This window comes from Bacillus sp. AFS017336 (assembly GCF_002555445.1).
Taxonomy (GTDB): domain Bacteria; phylum Bacillota; class Bacilli; order Bacillales; family Bacillaceae_G; genus Gottfriedia.
Genome location: NZ_NUCO01000007.1, coordinates 1 through 21,501, shown reverse-complemented (window position 1 = coordinate 21,501; position 21,501 = coordinate 1). Strand labels below are relative to the sequence as shown.

At 32.6% G+C, this 21,501-nt stretch carries 18 protein-coding genes and 2 pseudogenes; 16 read left to right on the top strand and 4 right to left on the bottom strand.

What is annotated here, in order from left to right:
- Positions 1–100: 100 nt before the first annotated feature.
- The 5 genes and pseudogenes from CN601_RS02840 (at position 101) to CN601_RS02825 (ending at position 3,179) form a co-directional block, all read left to right on the top strand.
- Positions 101–472 (top strand): spore germination protein, encoded by a 372-nt coding sequence (locus CN601_RS02840; protein WP_098169979.1) that lies wholly within the window; start codon positions 101–103, stop codon positions 470–472.
- Positions 391–1,479 (top strand): spore germination protein, encoded by a 1,089-nt coding sequence (locus tag CN601_RS02835; protein ID WP_098169978.1) that lies wholly within the window; start codon positions 391–393, stop codon positions 1,477–1,479. Before CN601_RS02840 ends, CN601_RS02835 begins: the two co-directional genes overlap by 82 nt.
- Position 1,480: 1 nt before the next feature.
- The gene (locus tag CN601_RS27975) at positions 1,481–1,639 is read left to right on the top strand and encodes a spore germination protein (protein ID WP_142317296.1); all 159 of its coding nucleotides are present in this window, start codon (positions 1,481–1,483) and stop codon (positions 1,637–1,639) included.
- Between the two features lie 68 nt (positions 1,640–1,707).
- Positions 1,708–1,913, top strand: a pseudogene (locus CN601_RS02830) (BCCT family transporter); the annotation flags it as partial.
- Positions 1,914–1,937: 24 nt separating this feature from the next.
- On the top strand, positions 1,938–3,179 hold the full coding sequence (locus CN601_RS02825) for a cation:proton antiporter (protein ID WP_098169977.1): 1,242 nt from the start codon (positions 1,938–1,940) through the stop codon (positions 3,177–3,179).
- 153 nt (positions 3,180–3,332) lie between these two features.
- On the opposite strand, the gene CN601_RS02820 is transcribed toward CN601_RS02825, so the two are convergent.
- On the bottom strand, positions 3,333–3,566 hold the full coding sequence (locus CN601_RS02820) for a hypothetical protein (RefSeq protein WP_098121287.1): 234 nt from the start codon (positions 3,564–3,566) through the stop codon (positions 3,333–3,335).
- Positions 3,567–3,915: 349 nt separating this feature from the next.
- On the opposite strand from CN601_RS02820, the gene CN601_RS02815 reads away from it, so the two are divergent.
- The 5 genes from CN601_RS02815 (at position 3,916) to putP (ending at position 9,809) form a co-directional block, all read left to right on the top strand.
- Positions 3,916–5,238 (top strand): ArsB/NhaD family transporter, encoded by a 1,323-nt coding sequence (locus CN601_RS02815; protein ID WP_098169976.1) that lies wholly within the window; start codon positions 3,916–3,918, stop codon positions 5,236–5,238.
- A 196-nt stretch (positions 5,239–5,434) separates the two neighbouring features.
- Positions 5,435–6,091: a potassium channel family protein gene (locus CN601_RS02810; RefSeq protein WP_098169975.1), complete on the top strand. Its 657-nt coding sequence runs from the start codon at positions 5,435–5,437 to the stop codon at positions 6,089–6,091.
- Between the two features lie 2 nt (positions 6,092–6,093).
- Complete coding sequence (locus tag CN601_RS02805) at positions 6,094–7,413, top strand: TrkH family potassium uptake protein (RefSeq protein WP_098169974.1); 1,320 nt, start codon at positions 6,094–6,096, stop codon at positions 7,411–7,413.
- A 230-nt stretch (positions 7,414–7,643) separates the two neighbouring features.
- Positions 7,644–7,787, top strand: coding sequence for a hypothetical protein (locus CN601_RS26760; RefSeq protein WP_179865414.1), 144 nt, complete (start codon positions 7,644–7,646; stop codon positions 7,785–7,787).
- Between the two features lie 546 nt (positions 7,788–8,333).
- Positions 8,334–9,809, top strand: a complete 1,476-nt coding sequence (putP, locus tag CN601_RS02800) for a sodium/proline symporter PutP (RefSeq protein ID WP_098169973.1) — start codon at positions 8,334–8,336, stop codon at positions 9,807–9,809.
- A gap of 123 nt (positions 9,810–9,932) precedes the next feature.
- On the opposite strand, the gene CN601_RS26465 is transcribed toward putP, so the two are convergent.
- Both CN601_RS26465 and CN601_RS02790 read right to left on the bottom strand, forming a co-directional pair.
- Complete coding sequence (locus CN601_RS26465; RefSeq protein ID WP_142317295.1) at positions 9,933–10,118, bottom strand: Ger(x)C family spore germination C-terminal domain-containing protein; 186 nt, start codon at positions 10,116–10,118, stop codon at positions 9,933–9,935.
- A 164-nt stretch (positions 10,119–10,282) separates the two neighbouring features.
- Complete coding sequence (locus tag CN601_RS02790; protein WP_098169971.1) at positions 10,283–11,191, bottom strand: LysR family transcriptional regulator; 909 nt, start codon at positions 11,189–11,191, stop codon at positions 10,283–10,285.
- Positions 11,192–11,705: 514 nt separating this feature from the next.
- Between CN601_RS02790 and CN601_RS02785 the strand changes: the two genes are divergently transcribed.
- Positions 11,706–11,918, top strand: coding sequence for a patatin-like phospholipase domain-containing protein (locus tag CN601_RS02785; RefSeq protein WP_098169970.1), 213 nt, complete (start codon positions 11,706–11,708; stop codon positions 11,916–11,918).
- Between the two features lie 1,390 nt (positions 11,919–13,308).
- A complete protein-coding gene (locus CN601_RS02780) occupies positions 13,309–17,493 on the top strand; it encodes a S8 family serine peptidase (RefSeq protein WP_098169969.1) in 4,185 nt (1,394 codons plus the stop codon).
- Between the two features lie 128 nt (positions 17,494–17,621).
- On the opposite strand, the pseudogene CN601_RS02775 reads toward CN601_RS02780, so the two are convergent.
- A pseudogene (locus CN601_RS02775) lies at positions 17,622–18,328 on the bottom strand (AraC family transcriptional regulator).
- Between the two features lie 245 nt (positions 18,329–18,573).
- Here CN601_RS02775 and CN601_RS02770 point away from each other — a divergent pair.
- The 4 genes from CN601_RS02770 to CN601_RS02760 all read left to right on the top strand — a co-directional run.
- A complete protein-coding gene (locus CN601_RS02770; protein WP_098169968.1) occupies positions 18,574–19,425 on the top strand; it encodes an aldo/keto reductase in 852 nt (283 codons plus the stop codon).
- Positions 19,426–19,461: 36 nt separating this feature from the next.
- Complete coding sequence (locus CN601_RS26755; protein ID WP_179865413.1) at positions 19,462–19,617, top strand: hypothetical protein; 156 nt, start codon at positions 19,462–19,464, stop codon at positions 19,615–19,617.
- A 615-nt stretch (positions 19,618–20,232) separates the two neighbouring features.
- Entirely contained in the window at positions 20,233–21,171 is a 939-nt protein-coding gene (locus CN601_RS02765) for a sugar-binding transcriptional regulator (RefSeq protein ID WP_098169967.1), read from the top strand.
- Positions 21,172–21,175: 4 nt separating this feature from the next.
- The coding region (locus CN601_RS02760) for an FGGY family carbohydrate kinase (protein WP_257131593.1) at positions 21,176–21,501 on the top strand (326 nt) is incomplete at its 3' end.

The following is a 21,501-nucleotide window of genomic DNA, read 5'->3' as shown; positions in this document are numbered from 1 at the left end:
TTTAAGTAAAAAACTTAAAAGCCCTTTTATTACCTTTTACATAAATTTTCCTACTTTAGGAAAAATTATTTCTACATTCAAAAATGGAGGATGGTGAATAATGCTTAACTATAAACAAGTAAATAGTTCAGTAAGTAATAACCAGATTCCATTTCAAAGTGATCTGACTCGGACCTTAAGTATAGATATAAATGAAAATATTAAACGAATCAAATCAGATTTAGGTGATAGTTCTGATCTCATAATCAGACAGGAAACGATTGGAAGAAATATGGGTCATTCTTACGCAATCATTCGTATTGACGGAATTTCTAATGAAGAAGTTGTAAATGACGGTATTATTGAGAAAATTATTTGCTTAAATTTAAATAAGTTGCATTCGAATGCTAAATTTTCATTATTGGATTTGGAAAATGGATTAAAAGGTGTAATTTCAGTATCAAGGCATTATCTAGTTATACCAATCTTCTAACAGCCCTTCTTATAGGTGATACTATTATATTATTGAATCACGACTGTAATTTTTTAGTTGCTTGTACAAAAATGGTTCAATCGAGAGAGATAACTGAGCCTTCGACACAAACTATTATACGAGGTCCAAAAGATAGTTTTACTGAGAGTTTAAGGACAAACACGTCCCTGATTCGTAATCGAATTCAGCATACGGCACTTCGATTAGAAACATATAAAGTAGGAGAAGTTACGAGGACTGATGTAGAAATTATGTATATACAAGGTGTTGTTGATCAGGAACTCTTAAAAGAAGTAAAAAAAAGAATCAGTTCAATTAAAATTGATGCCGTTATTGATTCAAGTTATCTAGAGAAATATATCCATAATGATCAACAAACATTTTTCCCAACCTCGATATTTACTGAACGACCTGACGCTGCTGTTGGAAATTTATTAGAAGGTCGAATAATTCTTTTTATTGCTGGCAGTCCATTTGTAATGATATTACCAACAACTTTTATCCAATTTTTTCAATCTCCTGAAGATTACTATCAAAGTACTTATGTATCGACTTTTATAAGGGTGCTTCGATATATTTGCTTTTTAGCAGCTATGTTTGTCCCAGGGATTTATGTAGCGGTTACTTCATTTCATCAAGGAATTATTCCAACGGTTTTATTGGTAAACTTTGCTGCACAGCGTGAAGGAGTGCCATTACCTGTAATTGTAGAAGCAATAGTAATGGAAATAGTATTTGAGTTATTACAAGAAGCTGGTGTTCGAATGCCAAGATTAATTGGACAAACACTTTCAATAGTCGGTGCTTTAATATTAGGACAAGCAGCCGTTCAAGCTGGGTTTATATCAAATTCCATGATTATTATTGTTGCGGTTACTGCAATAGCCAGTTTCGCTATACCATACTACAATATGTCGATTGTAGCGAGGCTTTTTCGATATTTAATATTAATGGCTGGAGCATATATTGGTTTGATTGGAATATTAATAGTGAGCATGATAATTTAGCATGATAATTTTGTTCCATTTATGCAGTCTTCGTTCATTTAGCGAGCCATATTTTGCCCCTTTTGCTCCATTTCGATTTAAAAGTCAACGGGATAATATTTTAGTTCTGCCTCCTGGAGGGATTTCTAATCCTGTTAAAGAACAAAGTAAAGGCGAATAAATCGGTAAAACCAAAAAAGACACACCATAACTAAATATAAATAGGGGTGTTTCTTTTTTTGAAAAGGAACAATAAGCTCAACAGTTTCTCCTCTTTTTAATACAAATTCCTCATCATGGATAGGGCGAACCATAGATATTTTGGCTGTACTAGCAACCGTTTTTGGCATTGTCCCATCAATAGTCTTTGGTGTACAGCAAATTTCTGGAGGATTAAGTTATCTATTTCCATCATTTAGACTACACTTGTTACTCAACTGTTATTGATGTGTGTCTAATTTCTACAAAGGAGAGATTAAATGGAACACGGTTTGTTAGAAATTTCAAATATAATAATAGGAGAATTCTTAATATTGCTTCTATTTGGAGTGATATCATGGTTGATTGCAAATAAATTTAATAAACCATACACAATATTTCTTGTCATTATTGGTTTAGTCATTGGTTTATTGAATATTGATTTTTTAGATAAAATTGCTGATTTATTTACAAATAGTGAGACCTTTTCGTTGATTGTACTTGGTCTTTTTTTACCCTCTCTTCTAGGTGAGGCGTCGATGAAGTTTGAATATAGAGAAATTAAAAAATACAAGAATGAAATCTTAAGTTTAGCTCTTTTAGGTACACTCTTAACGTTTGTACTTGTTGCAGTGGCATTGATTTTTATTTGTAGGTTACCAGTAGTAGTATCCTTTACAATTGCTTCTCTTATGTGTGCAACTGATCCTATTTCGGTAATGGGTATGTTTAAAACATACAGTGTAAAGAAAAGTATGGCAGCTAGTTTAGAAGGCGAAAGTCTGTTTAATGATGGAATAGCAGTTGTATTTTTTAAAATATCTACCGTATTCCTATTAAGTTATATAAACATGGGTATATCAGGAATTTGGGCGGGTATTTTTTTATTCTTTAAAGTTGTTCTGATTGGAACTGTTATAGGATTAGGTTTAGGTTTTTTAGCTTCATACATGATTAGTTTCGTAGACAATTATCCTCTTGAAACAATGGTATCTTTTTTACTTTTTTATGGAAGTTATCTTATTTCTGAGCATTTTCATGGGAGTGGAGTAATCGCAGTTGTTGTTGGAGGCATTGTATTTGGGAACTATGGAAAGAAAATCGGAATGAGCTCGGTGACAGAGGATTACATAGCAAGTTTTTGGGACATCGTTTCGTTTGTAGGAAATACAATTTTATTCCTACTCATTGGTCTAGTAGTTTATCGTTTAGACGTACTAGAAAATTGGAAGGTTTCGTTAGTAACGATCATGATTGTATTAATTGCTAGAACAATTGCTGTATATATTAGTCTGTTAAAAATTAAAACTTTTACAAAACATGAAAAGTTCCTTATTAATTGGGGAGGATTAAAAGGAGCTTTGTCAATTGCACTGGCACTAACTTTACCTGCCGATTTTCCGTATAGAGAAAATATCTTGTTAATTGTATATGCGAATGTAGTGTTTTCATTGTTAGTACAAGGTTTGAGTATCCCTAAAGTCATTATGTATTTAAAAGATAAAGAACAAGCTGGACAGTAATAGAGAAAGATTTATTTTCAAAAAACCGGGAGTAATATGAATTGCATGTTATGCATATTTAGTTAAAAGATTGGGATATTTGGAGAGGAGTAATCAATTGGATATATTCAAAAAAACAAGCAAATTTGCTTGTTTCTTTAAAAATTTGTTAGTTTATTCTAATCCATTTATATTTGGTCGCCATTCTTTTTCTACTAATTTGCCATTTTTCCAAGTTTGTATCCAACTATCGTTATAATTTATGCCATATGATATATCAATTTGATTATCAAGATCTACGTTATGGCAGGCAAAATAGTAATTAATTGCTTCATCTTTTTCCGTACCGACATAGATAATATCTTCTTTTTTAAATCCTTTTCCAAAAACTAAATAAATTGTTTCCATGTAGCACCTCTATCTAATTATTAGATTTACTTTTGATATGACGTAAAGTATTAATTTGGAAATATTCACAAAGAATTATAATTTTAATTATGATTACATCTATTTTAATATTAGATGATATACTAGAAGAAATACATATGTTTTTAAAGGAGGAGTCTGTCAAACAAGGGAGTATTATGCCTTGGGGACAGGCTTTTTTTGTTTTGGTTTAAGCACATTGCGATTTGTTAATTCGATTCGGAGGTAAAAAGATTTCTTCAAATTATTATATTTGAATCTGAAATTGTTTATTCAGTTGCAAAAAGGTTAAATTAAGATAAACATAATATAAGTTTCGGGGGAGAAAGATATGGAACATTTAGAACATGGATATAATTGGAGATATTATGCAACTATTGTAGTCTTTTTACTTGCATATGCTTTTATTATAACTGAAAAATTGAATAGAGCGTTAATTGCATTATTAGGGGCAGGCATAATAGTGGGTATTGGAGCAGTTGATTTGCATTCAGCATTAACAACTCATATTGAATGGGAAACTATTACGCTTTTAATTGGAATGATGATCATAGTATATATTACAAGTAAATCTGGGCTATTTGAATATATAGCGATAAAGACAGCTAAAATCTCAAAAGGACAACCAATACTTATACTAATTTCATTGTCATTATTAACAGCAATTTGTTCAGCATTTCTTGACAACGTAACAACGATCTTATTAATCGTTCCAATTACATTATCTATAACTAAAATTTTAAAAGTTGATCCAAGACCATTTTTAATCCTTGAAGTGATTTATTCAAATATGGGTGGAACAGCGACATTGATTGGTGATCCTCCTAATATTATGATTGGTTCAGCTAATAAACATTTATCATTTAATTCTTTTTTTATTAATTTAGCACCTATTATTGGAATCATTGTTCTGGCAACAACAATCATTATTTATTTTATTTATCGAAAAAAGTTAGTAACAACCTCAGACCAAATTAAAACATTGATGTCAATCAATGAAACAGAGTATATAAAAGATAAATCTCTATTAATAAAATCGCTCATCGTACTTGGTATAACTTTATTAGGATTTATCCTTCACTCTATTTTACATTTAGATGCAGCGCTTGTAGCAATGGTGGGCGCAACAATATTAATGATCATTGGTGTGAAAGAACATGACCTAGAGGAGGTATTTGCGAATATTGAATGGGTGACTATTTTTTTCTTCGCCGGTCTATTTGTACTTGTCGGTGGATTAGTAGATATTGGACTAATTGGATCATTAGCTAAAAAAGTCTTGGAATTAACAAATGGAAATATTCACATAGCTGCACCTCTAATATTATGGGTGTCAGGAATTGCATCGGCTACAATCGATAATATACCTTTTGTTGCAACCATGATACCTTTAATTCAAGATTTATCCGTAGGGATGGGTCTTTCACCAGATGCTCCGCAAATTGAAGTGTTATGGTGGTCACTTGCATTAGGGGCTTGTCTTGGCGGAAATGGAACATTAATAGGTGCTTCTGCAAATGTTGTAGCAGCAGGAATTGCATCAAGAGAAGGACACAAGTTTGGATATTGGGATTTCTTGAAGATAGGTCTTCCAATCACATTATTTTCACTTCTTTTATCCAACTTATATCTATATGTTAAATTTCTAATGTAAATCAATTAATTTACGAATATTTTATGTAATTGCTCAAATGCTACGAATAAACTGTAATTTAAATTTAAAGTCTACTATATTAAAAGAAAATATAATTAGGAAGTATTTTAATTAAGATTTTTAAGAGAAGGGTTTATAAGATGAGCATTCTTATTAATAAGAATGGTCATCTTTAAATGAAAGGAGCAAGGTAACGGTGAAAAAACAATTTGCAGTATTTGGTTTAGGTCGATTTGGAGGAAGTTTAGTTAAAGCATTTTCAGAATTAGGTGTGGATGTATTAGCCGTTGATTTAGATTTAGAGAAAGTTAATGACTATACAGAATATGCGACTCATGTTGTACAAGCTAATGGAATTGACGAATTAACTTTAAAAACATTAGGTATACGAAATTTTGATCATGTTTTTGTTTCGTTTGGAAACAACATAGAAGGAAGTATACTAACATCGCTCTTATTAAAAGAGTTAGGTATACCGCAAGTATGGGCAAAAGCACAAAATGATTATCACCAAAGGGTTTTGGAAAAAATTGGTGTAGATCGTGTAATACATCCCGAGAGAGATATGGCGAAACGAATTGCTCGTCACATTGTCACTGACAAGATGGTTGACTATTTTGAGCTATCCAAAAACCATAGCATTGTAGAGATTCGTGCAACGGAAAAAATACATAACAAAACACTAGTGGAATTAGATGTTCGGGCTAAGTACGGTTGTAATATAGTTGGATTCCAACGAAACGACGAAATGATTGTTTCTTCATTAAGGGATTATAAAATTCATAAAGACGATATTTTAATAGTCATTGGACACAATGATGATATCAGAAGGTTTGAGGAAGAAGGCGTATAAGAATGAAAAGGAAGGCAGATATTTCGCCTTACCAATTACTAATATTGGTATTTGGTTGCTTTGTTACTTTAGGAACAATTTTACTCAAGTTACCTTTTGCAACTACTAAGTCTATCAGTTGGATTGATGCTCTATTTACAGCTACCTCGGCTAGCACAGTTACTGGATTAGGAGTAGTGGATACCGAAAAAACGTTTACTCTTTTTGGAGAATTGGTCATAACCTTTCTCATTCAATTTGGCGGATTAGGTATCATGTCTTTTGCAATTTTGGTCTTTATAATGTTGGGGAAAAAAATTGGAATTAAAGAACGGATTCTTGTACAACAGGCACTAAATCAAAACTCGATCGGTGGAGTGATAAAATTAGTTAAGAACTTATTTATCATATCATTTCTAGTTGAGTTTATTGCGATGATATTTCTTTCAATTAGATGGGTACCAGAATATGGTTTTGGAAGAGGCGTCTATTTAAGCTTTTTCCATGCCATTTCTGCGTATAATAACGCGGGATTTTCATTGTTTTCGGATAACTTAATAAGGTATGTAGGAGATCCACTTATAAATATCGTCGTTTCTTTATTATTTATTATTGGTGGAATTGGATTTACAGTGTTAGCTGATATATGGCAAAAGAAGAGCTTTAAAAAGTTAAGTTTGCATTCTAAAATTATGCTAGTTGGGACATTACTTCTAAATTTTATTGCCATGTTCTTTATTTTTACGTTAGAGTACAATAATCCAAATACACTTGGAGGGTTACATTCTCTGTCGGATAAGCTATGGGCTTCCTATTTTCAAGCAACAAGCCCAAGAACAGCGGGTTTTAATTCAGTAGATATTAGTCAACTTGACCATTCTACGATTTTCTTAATGATTATTCTAATGTTTGTTGGAGCAGGAAGTGGTTCAACTGGAGGGGGCATCAAGTTAACAACCTTTATGGTCATCATTCTAGGTGTCATTTCATTTTTAAAAGGAAGACGAGAGATTGAAATTGCCAATCGCTCAATCAGTGAGAATTTTATCTTTCGTTCATTGGCCATTTCTACAATTGCACTTATCTTTATTAGTATAGCTGTATTTATTCTTAGCATAACGGAAAAGGCAGATTTTATTAAAATTTTGTTTGAGGTAATTTCTGCTTTTGGTACGGTTGGTTTATCGATGGGATTTACAGCTAGTTTATCAGTCATCGGTAAATTAATAATTGTTTTTATTATGTTTTTAGGCAAAATTGGTCCTCTAACACTTGCGTTGTCATTAGCCAAACCTGTGAATTCAAGAATTAAATATCCCAATGAAGATATTTTAACTGGTTAAAAGAGAAATTGTATTAATAAGTAAATAATATGAGATGCCTGTCACAAGTGAGCAAATCTGTTCAATTGTAAACAGGCACTTTTAATTTTTAGGTATAGATTAAATATATAGATCCTTATTTTTGTAACTTAGTAACATTACATAGCAGCTTAGTCAATCCGATGTTTGCTGTGCTTAAGGACTATCATATACTAAACGTAAATATTAAACGTAAAAAGGTGGTGAATAAATTGAAAATCATCATTGAAGAATTACCTGATTGCAGTGAAACAGAAATAACTATTACATGTAAAGAATTGACACAAGAGTGTTATAAAAATAGTTTCTTCTATGCGTGCACTGGAACAGAAGTACTTGGAACCTTAAAGGGGTAAATATGTCCTAAGTAAAGAACTCTCAAAAAAGCTTATAAAACAAGCCAATGAAATCACAAATCTCTACTAAAAGCTAATTGTGATGCTTTAGGAATTTGAGGAAAGATAGCAAGGACACGTCCAAAAATTTGAAGAAAAATTGATTGGATAAAAGAATATAGAAATATTCAATATTAAATATATATTAAAGTGAAAATAGATAAAACTGGAACTGTGTATTAAGAACACTGTTTTAGCTAAAAAAGACAAACTTATAAAAGTTTGTCTTTTTTTATTTTGGTTTTCATTTAGATCCTTATGAAGTTGTTTTCTTTATTTTTCACTTAGGATGCAAATGTATATCGGTACTTTTAAAACACAATTAAATGATTTGAATTTTCTAAATAATTTTACTTTTATATAATAATTGTAATTTTCAGGTTATTACAATAAGATAATTTTAAGTAGAAGTAAAGAGTCTTTTCTACACAATATGGATATATTCTCTTGAAGAGAATGTTATCAATTAATAGTTTTTTCTACTTCATTGTAAAACGGAGGAATGTCATGGATACGCAAGTACTTATATCGATTTCTATTTACTTTATTTTTATGTTAGCTATTGGTGTATACGCTTATAAAAAATCTACTAATAGCCTATCTGAGTATATGCTAGGAGACCGTGGTCTTGGACCAGCAGTTACTGCGCTATCAGCTGGTGCAGCTGATATGAGTGGCTGGATGTTGATGGGATTACCTGGAGCAATGTATGCGACTGGAATTTCTTCTGTATGGATTGCCATTGGACTTACGGTTGGGGCATATTTTAACTATTTACTTTTAGCGCCTAGACTAAGAGTTTTTACAGAGGTTGCAGACAATTCGATTACAATCCCAAATTACTTTGAAAAAAGATTCCAAGATACAAGTAGAATATTAAGAATCGCTTCAGCAATTGTTATTATTATTTTCTTTACATTGTATTGCTCAGCTGGACTTGTATCTGGAGGTACATTATTTGAATCCGCATTCGGAATCGATTATAAAATTGGGCTGTTTGTAACGGCAGGAGTTGTAATTGCTTATACATTATTCGGAGGCTTCTTGGCTGTTAGTTTAACAGATTTTGTTCAAGGTTTAATTATGTTTATTGCTCTTATAATGGTTCCTTTGGTAGCTTTTACGAATTTAGGTGGTGTAAAACCTGTATTTGATGAGATACAACATATTGATCCAAAATTATTAAATATCTTCACGGGAACTTCCTTCGTTGGTATTGTTTCATTACTTGCCTGGGGATTAGGTTATTTTGGACAACCACATATTATTGTACGCTTTATGGCAATATCGACTGTAAAAGAATTAAAACCAGCTCGACGAATCGGAATGAGTTGGATGCTTTTTACAATCGTAGGTGCGACACTTACAGGACTTGTAGGTATTGCTTATATATCTATTAACAATTTAACGTTAAAGGATCCTGAAACAATCTTTATCTTTTTCTCAAATACTTTATTTCATCCTTTAATTACGGGTTTCTTGTTATCTGCTATTTTAGCAGCTATTATGAGTACAATTTCTTCACAGCTTTTAGTAACATCAAGTGCATTAACTGAGGATTTATATCGTATTTTTGGTAAACAAAATGCTACGGAGAAAGAGCTTGTACGTGTTGGGCGTTTAGCTGTTTTAATCGTTGCACTTGTATCGCTCTTATTGTCATTAAAACCAAATGATACGATTCTAAACCTTGTAGGTAATGCTTGGGCAGGCTTCGGAGCTGCATTTGGACCAGCAATTTTATTAAGTTTATTCTGGAAACGAATGACTCGCTGGGGAGCACTTGCGGGTATGATTGTAGGAGCTTTAACGGTTATTATTTGGATTAGTGTAGATGCTATTAAACAAACGATTAATTTATACGAAATGGTACCAGGATTCTTTTTTAGCTTATTAGCTGTTATCATAGTTAGTTTGCTAACTTCGAATCAAAGTCAAAAAATAGAAGAACAATTTGAAGAAATGGAAAAAAGACTAGCATAGAATTTGTTAGTAGAGTGGTAATTTCATAAGAAATTTAAAACAGAGAAACCAAATTGTGGTTTTTCTGTTTTTTTTAGGAACTGATAAAGAGGGATAGTAAAGAATCTCGTAGGTTTAAATGTTTCAAAAGACATTAATTCTTTTGTTTGATGGAGCTGTTTCCACTCTTTTTACATTTTTTTCTTTGAAAGCAGATCTTAATTTTGGATTCCAATATTCTGCTATTCTTCCTTCTGATTCAATGTATACATCAAACGATATTTTATTACCTTTAACATTGGGCTTTATTTTACTCTTTATACCTTTCACTTGAAATCAAATAAGATCAAGCTAAGATACAAAAAAAGAAATAGGAACAAGCCCTATAGAATATAGGGATAAGGCTGTTTAGATAGTATACCTTTTATTTAAGTGTCTATTTAACAAGGGTAAGACAAATAGGAATCAGGGGTTTTAATTTTATTATACTAATTTTAAATTTTATTATATTTTATTTTTGTTTTAATAAACTGGATCAAATGTTTTTCTATTTTTGATGGAGCTCTATTCTTAGTCTGAATGATACCAAGAGTCACATTAACTGGTTCATAGTTAATAATTTCAAGCTCAACAATTTTGCCTTCTAAAACATATGGGTTACTTTTAGAAGCGAAATCAGGTGCAAAGCTAATAGCTAGTCCATTTGAGATTAATCGTGATAGTTCTTCAGTTTGATTTGATGAAAATAATATGTTCATTTGTCCATAAGAACGCTGAAAGTTTTGAATAAACAATTTTATATAATCACCATTATATAAGACAATATCTTGCTGCAGGATTTCTTCTGGAGTTATTGTTTTTTTTATTGCGAACGGTGAATCACTACTTATATAAACCTTCATTCTTCCTTCAAGGATTGGTTCGAAATTTAATGTCTCCATATTTTTTAATATATCCTTGTATATGCAGATAAGGCCAATTTCAGCTTTATTCTGTTGAATCGATTCAACTGTCAGTTCACTTATATTTTCTGAAATTTCTATTGATAAATTTGAATATAAGCTTTTATATTCCATTAATGGTTTCAATAAATAAGTAAAAAAAGCAGGAATCATAGACACTCTCAGATTTCCAGAATGTATATCTAAAATTTTTCTAGTTTCTTCAATCATTTCTTCATATTTTAATAAAACTTCATTTGCCTTTTTTACAATTTTCGTACCTTTGTATGTTTGAACGAGCCCATTACGAGAGCGATCGAAAATTTTTACACCTAATTTATTCTCTATTTTTTTAATATCCTGACTAATACCAGACTGGCTTATATGAAGATTCTTGCTAGCTTTTGATAAAGACCCTGTATTAGCAACTTCAGAAAGAATCTTTAGTTTTTGAATGTGCATAGGATGACCACCTTTTTATATAGATTATTAGATTAGAAGTTAGTTTAAATAATAAAAAAATATGTCCTCTTTTTTTAGATATTAGTAATTTGAACAAGGTATTACAAACCTTAATTTTAATAAGTATTGCTGAAGTTATCCAATAAATTCGGATAATTCAAAATTTTAAAATTAAAAAAACCCTTATAAACAAAACTACTTTCATTTTATCTTATATTCTACAAATTGCACATATTTTGTAAGCGTTTTCTCTGGTGGGTAGTTTGTAAAGAGCCAGGTCATTTTAATTAATTGCAAAAAGTTGTGAAACGTTTAGTGTGAAAAAACCAGCAACCGGGGAAGTTATCCAAAGTAGCTAAAGCAGGAAAAAAAGATACTAAAGCTGCAATTGCTTCAGCTCGTAAAGCTTTGATTCAGGAGTGCAATTGATACTGGATTACAAAATAGCCCCGACTCAATTTATTTAATTTGGATGACTCCAATATATTTGATATGAAGCCCTTAAGAGTATCACTTGAGAATAGTTTTGGGAATAAGCGTTGGTGAATGCTCAAAACGAATAGTTGTGCCTTCTATGAATCTTGAAACAGGAGAAGTTCATGTATATAAAACGGCACATAATAAAAGATTTAGAAATGACTATAAAGAAAAGATTGTTGATATAGCACCTGCTACTTCGGCAGCTAGATTCGATAATATTCACCAGTGTTACATTTTCGGTAATTAAGATTATATAAGTTTACCAATCCTTTATTCTTTCGGTAATTAGGTTTGGTAAGCGATATGTTAAACCAAAGAACTTCCATTAAAGTATAAAAATTAAGCGTAACGAAAAAGCAGCAGTGGCCATACCAGCCATACCTCCTGTTATAAAAATCAAATTTAGTAGAAATGAAATCCCTACGATTATTAAACAAAGAGGATGCACTAATTTTTACAATCACACCTTAACTATTCAATGACTAATATTAGTAGTTTTTTAGTTCAGATATAGACTTAAAAAACTTACGTTCCATTGCCCCTCAGTTGCCATTTGCCGGTTCTAGACTAAATTCTAGCTTAAAAAGAAGACTTTGGTGTTATTGATCTTAATCAAAAAACTGAATAAAACATGAGGAAACGAGAAGCGTTCAATCTTAAGTACACAGAAGCAAGATGTTGAAGATATCATCATATTCAACATATATATTAACAACAACATTATTGTTAATATTAACATATGTTCTGTTTTATATAATATCGTTGTTGTTTTTATTGTTTATATCAATGTTCTTATCGTCTTTAACTTTATCATTTGAAAAGTTTTGTGAACAGGAGAATGAACGATTGAAAAGGATTAAGGTAGGCTCTGTTAAAAAGATAATGATGGCAATTTTAGCTTGGAGAGATTCCAAGCTATTTTTTAATTTAGTGAATAGACCTTGCTTAGTTTAGCAATTTATTGTTTTTACAACTAATATTGCATGTACTTACTAAAAAAGTAAAAGTGCTATTCCACATATTTTTGTCACACAAAAAAATACTACTTTGTACATGTCTGAATTTTCTTGATTTTAATAATCTATTAATAGAAGCTAGTTTGATAGAATGGTAATGAAAATCAGAAAAGCTGGCACATAGGTTTAAAGCTACAACTCAACTGCGAAAGTTGAGTTAATCATTTTTTCTTCGCCATTTTGTATGACTGGTTGATAGGGCAAATGTAGTATTCTGAAAATTACATCTATTATATTTTTGCAAATTTCTTCACTATTTTATAAGAACTTCTATTTTTCCCCCAAATTCGAGCTTATTTTTCATTACAAAATACAACAAATTTCATCAAAAGAAGATTAAAAAAACAACGAAAAGACTATTTTTTCTACAATAAATTTTATTAAATGACAATTTATTTCAAAAAAATATAAACAATTAGGCCTTTTGTATTAACGACTAAGTCTTAAATTTCCCCAATTTACTCAACCTCCATTATTTTCAATAATGGTATTAACATGGGTAGTATGTAATGGAGCCGTACAAAATTTAATGAGAACTAAAAGCTGTTCATCACAATTAAATCAAAGTAATGTTATTCATTCACATTTACAAATGTAATAAAGAGACAAGGGAGTTAAAAAATGGGGAAAAAATCGTACAATAACAAGATTGTCAAAAGTCTAACAGTAGTTGCTCTTTCTTCTAGTTTTATTTTAGGATCACTTAGCCACTTAAATCTTACAAAAGCCGCAGGTTATTCAAAGGTTGAGGATATACTTGCGAAGTTAACTCCACAACAAAGAGCCGCACTTAAAGATCTTTCAACTAATGAAGAAACAGGTCTTCAAATTTCATCTAATATTGACCAAACTTCAACTAAACAAACATCAGTAATCGTACAGTTTGCAAATCAACCTACAAAAGTTGCTCAAATCCAAGCGAGCCTTCAAGGGCAATCTTTAACTGAAACCGAAGCAACGAAATTGATTAATCAAGATCATGAAACGTTTAATCAAGTTGTTGGACAAGTATTAGTTGACGAGAATAATAAGAAGGTAGAATACAAGGTTAATCGTTCATATAAAAATGCGTTTAACGGTGTTTCGATGAGCCTTCCAGCTAATCAAATAAAAAATCTATTAAAATCAAAAGCAGTTAAAACAGTGTGGAGTAATGAAACATTTTCAATTGAGCCACCTACTGCAGAAGAAAATAATACAATAAAAGCTGATGAGGCAAAGGTTGGAAACTATACTCCTTATGATGGCTTAGATCGTTTACATGCTGAAGGTTTCACTGGTAAAGGAATTAAAGTAGGGATTTTAGATACAGGGATTGATTATCACCATCCAGATTTAAAGGACGCATTTAAAGGTGGATATGATTTCGTTGACAATGATAATGATCCAATGGAAACAACGTATGCTGATTGGAAGAAGTCAGGAAAACCAGAAATAAGCAACTCCTCACCTTACTACACAGAGCATGGTACACATGTTGCTGGTATTATTGGTGGTCGTGGTAAAGCGGATAATGAGTATAAAATGGTAGGCGCGGCACCTGAGGCCGATATTTATTCTTATCGTGTACTTGGACCATATGGTAGCGGAACAACTGATGCCATTATTGCTGGATTGGATCGAGCAGTGAGTGACGGTATGGACGTTATTAATATGTCTTTAGGTAACTCGTTAAATGATCCATTATATGCGACTTCAGTTGCTGTTAATAATGCTGTTTTAAGTGGTGTTACGACTGTTGTTGCAGCTGGTAATAGTGGAGATAAAAATTATACTTTAGGTTCACCTGCAGCGTCTGCATTAGCATTAACAGTTGGAGCATCAACAATTTCACTTGATGTATACCAATACGCAGGCGTACAAAATGGTGTTAATTACACAGCAAGACAATTAGCAAGAAATTATTCTGATGATCTTACACAGTTAAAAGGTAAGACATATCAACTTGTTGATGTTGGTCTAGCTGGAACAGCATCAGACTTTAACGGGAAAGATTTAAATGGCAAAATTGCTTTCATCAAACGTGGAACATATGCATTAATTGACAAAATCAAAAATGCAAAAACAAGAGGTGCTGTCGGAGTACTTATGTATAACGATGAAGCAAACCAAGCGGAGGGTGCAATTCAGTCTTTCTTAGGTGAATCAGTTGATGCAGTACCTACATTTTCAGTTTCAAATAATGAAGGTAAAGCAATCTTAGCAGCGATTCAAGCAGGAAATTCAAGCTTCTCATTCGGAGATTATACAAAAGTACAAACAGCAAGTGATGATTTAGCAGGATTCAGTTCAAGAGGTCCTTCTCGAGTGAACTATGATATTAAACCAGAAGTAACTGCACCAGGTGTTGCAATTATGTCAACTGTTCCGTTTTATGTGAACAATAAAACGGTAGATGGAACTCACCCTGAAGATTACAAATATGCATATGAGCGCTTATCTGGTACGTCAATGGCTACACCTTTTGTAGCTGGTGTATCAGCATTATTACTACAGTCGAACAAAGATTTGCAACCAGCAGATATCAAATCAATTTTAATGAATACAGCAGATCCTTTATCTAAAGCTTACAGTGTATTTGAAATAGGAAGCGGACGAGTTGATGCTTATGAAGCAATTCATTCTAATGTTGAATTACAGGTAAATGATCAAACTCCGACAGTTAATGAAAAAGGTAAACTAAAAACGATTAAAGAATTAACTGGTGGCATGAGCTTCGGTTCATACGGATTCGATGACCAAGATATTGCTGATGACCGTACGGTTACTTTGAAAAATCGAAGTGAAAAAGCAAAAACATTTAATGTAAATGTTAAATTCCAAACAGGATTAAGAGGTTCATTAGATGCTGCGAAAAATAATGTGACACTATCTGGACCAACTACAGTTAAAGTAAATGGAATTAGCTCTAAAAACATTAAGTTTAATTTAACTATTCCAAAGACAGCTGAAAAAGGAACATACGAAGGATATATCGTTTTAACAAATGCGGCTGATCCAACAGAAACTTACCAAATTCCGTTTGGTGGTCGAGTAGTAAATGAAGGTTTTGATACACTTACGATCGCTAATCCAATGTATTCTGGAGATACAACTTGGCCAGAACAAACATATCCAGGCATGTCATTTAGTTTTTCAGAAAAATCACATTTGAGATATATTGACGTTGTCGTTCAAGATGCAACAACTGGTGAAGATGTAGGATACCTTGGAACGTTCGATGGTTTTGGAGTAGATGAAAACACAGTTTACAATATTGCATATGCATTCCAAGGTGCTTATTTCCCATTCACGGGTGATCAGAAAAATCCTATTTCTAATTCAATTGTTATAGCAAAAACAGGTCACTATAAATTAAGACTAATAGGAACAAATGATCAAGGGAAAACATTCTCTAAATCAGCAGATTTTATGTATGAAAAGGGTGCACCAATTATGACTTCAAGCTTTGATAAGTTAGATCAAAAGGTTATTGAATATAAAGATAGTCAATTTGATTCAAACGGTGAATATTTATATGACTTTAATATTAATTTAAATGATCCTGAGACAAACGAAGCTAATAAATTTGAAATTCCGGTAGATCAATCAAGTAATCAAATTGTTTCCCAGTACGATAGTCCATACTTTGCAGAACCTGTAAATACGGATAAAAATGGAAATTATCATGATCAAATTTTAGTTAAAAAGAGAACAACTCCATTAAAAGTTCAGTTTTATGGAATGGATGCTGCTAGAAACTTTACTTCAGATGCTACGGCAATGCAAAGAATCGTTTTTGTTTCTGATAGTTATCCATATTATTACTTAAAAGCAAATAAACAAACTGCTGCAACTGGTGATACAATCAATTACTCACTTCGTTCGAATAATATTAAAAACTTAAAAACAGCAAAGATTACAATTCCAGTATTAATGGTAGATAACAAAGAGTTAGCTACAATTAAAAATGTTGTTGTAAGTGATGCAGTTAAGCAATATGGTGATGCACAAGTAAGTGTTACTAACACTAACGATGGATATACTTCAGCATATACAATTACATTTAATTATTTAGGAAATAAAACTTTACCTGAAGATCTGCAACTAGTTAATTTCGATCTAGTTTCAGCTAACCGTTATTGGAAAAACTTTCCTGTAAACTGGTATAATATGGAATTCACTGGAGCGACAATTGACCAATCAGATGTTGTTACAAATAGCGTTTATACTTATATGGAAGCTATGGATTTAAAACAAACTTACTCAAGATTAGAGGGTAATATGAAAGTAGAAGGCACGATTGATCCTGCTTCTAACCAAACGAATTGGGCTTTAAACCAACAAAATATTGGCGCAAAAATTACTGTTACTTCTTATGATGGAAATGTTACCAATGGATTCTTTACAAACAAAAATGGTAGTTACGCTGTAGATGGACTAAAACCTGATGCTAAACCTTATACAATAAAAGTTGATGTACCAGGCCATTTTACAATGACTAAATCATTATTGTTGTCAGATGAAGTTCGAGGAGAGCAACTTGGAAAGAGACTAGGTTTTAACTTAGCTCAAGCGGCAGCTGGAGATACGAATAAAGATAATGTCATTGATATTTTAGATGCACTAAATATCCAAACGTTTTGGGGCACGAATAAAACAAGTGCTGATTTGAACTTCGATGGAGTTGTAAATAAAAAAGATATGGACTATGTAATTAAAAACTACGGATTACAAAATAGTACTGTTCCAAATCCGCCTAAAGCTAAGACTGCTTATAAAGGTGTAACGTTAGATGATGTTTTAACTCAATTAGGTTTAAAATAAAATATGAGTAAGAGAAGCCATTCATTTGGCTTCTTGCAATTGCGTTAGTTGATTTCCCTGAACCGCTTTTGGATAAAATAGAATGAAAAAAGAAGTGCATTATTCCATCATCGGAGTAATGCATTTTTTTATAAATATGATGTCTTCAAGCGGTTAATATCTTCTTTCGGTGGTAAGCCAAAGAAACGAGAATATTCACGACTAAATTGAGATGCGCTCTCGTAGCCAACACGAAACGCAGCTTCAATGGCATCTGTTGACTCAGCTAATAGAATGCGGCGATCTTCCTGTAGCCTTAGTTGTTTTTGGAATTGAATAGGGCTCATTGCTGTTACTTCCTTAAAGTGTCTATGAAGTGAAGAAACGCTCATATTTGCAATTTCCGCAAGCGCTTCAATACGAAAAGGCTGGTTATAGTTAGTGATGATATGATCGACAACGTCGCTGATTTGATTAGTTGAACTTCCTTCTATTGCCATTTGCCCGAGAATTACTCCGTGCTGTCCTTGTAAAATTTTATAAATGATTTGAGTGCTAAATATGGATTTTCAAAAGATGCTTCTGTGACTATTCCGGTAATAGGCAAGTTAACAGAAGCAATTAGGTAATCGGCTGGACTATATACATAATGCTCCTGTGCCAATACTACTTCCTTCTTACCTTGAACGATCATACACAAGGAATGTTTATAAACTCCATAATTTGGTCCAGTAACATTAGAATAACGAGACAAAAATAAAGAAGGAATAGCAGCCGGATGAGACCCATTCTGGCCTGTGTACCTCTCTATGAATTGAACGAGATCATCTCGGAATATTTCTATTAGATCAGACATAAATACCTCCTAAATTGCTAATCTTTTCTAGTTCATTTTAATATACATTGCTTTGAAATATAAGTGATTTGAGAGAATTAGGCAATCATTTGATAAGAATTGGATAACGGTAGCTTATTCATTTATTGCATAATAAGAATAAGAAAACGATATAACCGTTGCACAAATTCTAAACAAATTTTTAACATATTACATCATAGATGAATTGCATCACAGTAAAATGGAGTAAAACAGGAGGAACTTATATGAAAAAAGTTATATTAAACAATGGTGTTGAGATGCCTATATTAGGCTTTGGTGTTTTTCAAATGCAAGATGAAAATGAATGTGAACAAGCAGTTTATGACGCTATTATAGCAGGTTACCGCTTGATTGATACAGCAGCTTCTTATCTAAATGAAGAAGCAGTCGGCAGAGCAATCAAACGAAGCGGTGTACCTAGAGAAGAGCTGTTTATTACGACAAAACTTTGGGTTCAGGATACTGGTTATGAGAGTACAAAGAAGGCATTCGTTAAATCATTGGAAAGGCTACAATTGGATTATTTGGACTTATATTTAATTCATCAGCCGTTTGGTGATGTATACGGTTCTTGGCGTGCTATGGAGGAATTGTATAGTGAAGGAAAAATCAAGGCGATTGGAGTAAGTAACTTCCATCCAGATCGCCTGATTGATTTAATCATTCATAATGAAGTTGTACCTGCGGTTAACCAAGTTGAAACACATGTTTTCAACCAACAAATAGATAGTGCTAAGTTCATGGTAGAAAATAATGTGCAGATCGAGTCATGGGGACCATTTGCTGAAGGTAAAAATAACATGTTTCAAAATGAAGTTTTAGCTTCGATTGCTGGAAAGCACAACAAATCCGTTGCCCAAGTTATCTTACGTTGGTTGACACAAAGAGGGGTTGTTGCGATACCAAAGTCAGTGCGTAAGGAAAGAATCATCGAAAATTTCAACATCTTTGACTTTGAATTAAACCAAGAAGATATGGGTGAAATTGCGGCATTAGATACTAAGGAAAGCTTGTTCTTTTCTCACAGGGATCCGGAAATGGTGAAATGGATCGGTAATCGTAAACTTGATATTTAAAGGTTAACTATTATTTGAAGAGAGGATAATTTACATTTGCTCTGTTTCTTTAACAGAGTACTATTTATAGAGCATTCAACTGGTCAATTTTCTGTAGCAATTTCGGTTCAAAAAGTAAATATTGATGTAAAAGTAACTGTTACTGATAAAGCAGGAAATGTAAATAGTCAGACAATTAAGGTGGTAAAATAATGAATGCGATGTGTTAAGAAACGAGTTTTCTTATTGCATCGTATTTTTTTGTGGGGGAGAAGACAAGGGTGCCGCAAATAAATAACCAAAATCTGCATCTAGCCTCCTCATTTAGATAAAAAACAATCAATACGAACAACAAATCAAAAGCCTTCTTCCACAAATCAAATTAATTCTTCATAGAATATGGCCTACGATATTCCACACATTTCCTTCTGAAATTTTGTCATACAAAATAAATAGAACGTTTTATATTTCTATATATTCCCAATTTTGATGAGCTATAGGGATTCCAGAGAATTGCTTTCATACCTGATCTATTTCTAGTAGAGTCACTTCGATGCGATTCATTGGACTTTTGTCACCAACTCAACAAAAAAGTTCAGATACGCATATAAACTGTCCCAAAAAAATTACGATAGTATTCTTCAGTATTTGAAGACAACTGTAGTTTATTACAACAAAAAATACAAACATAGTACCAGTCGGAAATAAATGTTGAATGGTCGGAAACTTATTTTGTAAGGTCTTATTCTTAAAATGACGGATATATTTCTAATAAGCAGGTGAACAATTTTTTTCATGGTGAACTTTTGTTAAGGGGTGTAGTAGTAAATGAGCCAAGATCATTATACGGAAAATATGCTGATGAAAGTAGCCTGGTACTACTATAAAGAGAACTTAACTCAAAATGAGATCGCTGGTTTACTAGAATTATCGAGGGCCAAGGTTGTTAGGATGTTGGAGCGGGCTAGGTCTGAAGGAATCGTACAATTCCATATTAAAGGAATTGGTAAAAATGGTTTAAGTATCGAAAAAGAATTCAAGGAAGCCTTTAATCTAAAAAACGCCTATATTATACCATCCCCTCTAAATAAAGTGGATTTGAGCGATTCTTTATCAAAGGCTGCTGCTCAGTATTTACAGAACAAACTGCAGTCGAATGATATGGTTGGCTTAGGTTGGGGAAGAGCCGTTTCCAGAACGATTCAATACTTGACAATTGAACCCATTAGTCATATTTCAGTTGTAACCTTAACTGGGGGAGTTCATTACTATCTCCATAATCGTCGCCAAAAAGAGAGCGGTTTGGAAAAGTTCCATGATATACATGTAATTCCTGCTCCATTTTTAGCTTCAACCGAAGAAATGGCAGAAAGATTCTTATCAGAACCCTCAATAAAGGACATTCTCGAGTTGGCTAAATTCACAAAATATATCATTGTTGGTATTGGCGGTATTGATCCCGATGCCACCATTATTCAGGAAGAAAAAATGACCATGAACGAACTGACATTTATTAAACATCAGAATGCAGTCGGCGATATTTTAGGTCAATTTTACGATCGAAATGGCAAAATACTTGATTTGCCACATCATAAAAGGTTAATCGGAACGGACTTGAAGAGTCTAAGAGACTTAAATGTTATAGCCGTGGCTAGTGGAGAGAAAAAAATTGATGCCATCTACGGAGCTTTAAAAGGAAAGTTTATTACGACGTTAATAACAGATGAAGCTACAGCTATTTCATTACTCAATATGGAGGTGAAATAAATTAATGGCGTACATTCTGGCATTTGATGCTGGTACTGGTAGTATTCGCGCTGTTTTGTTTGATCAATTAGGAAATCAAGTTGGATTTTCACAAATAGAATGGGAGCATTTATCAAATGAAAAGTATCCAGGATCTATGGATTTTGATTGGGAAACAAACTGGAAGTTAGTCGTTCAGTGTGTAAAGACTGTTATTGAAGAAACAGGAGTTGACGCAAAAAATATAAAAGCGATAAGTGCTACCAGTATGAGGGAAGGAATTGTCCTTTATGATGAGACGGGTAAGGAGATTTGGGCTTGTGCAAATGTGGATGCTCGAGCTTCGGATGA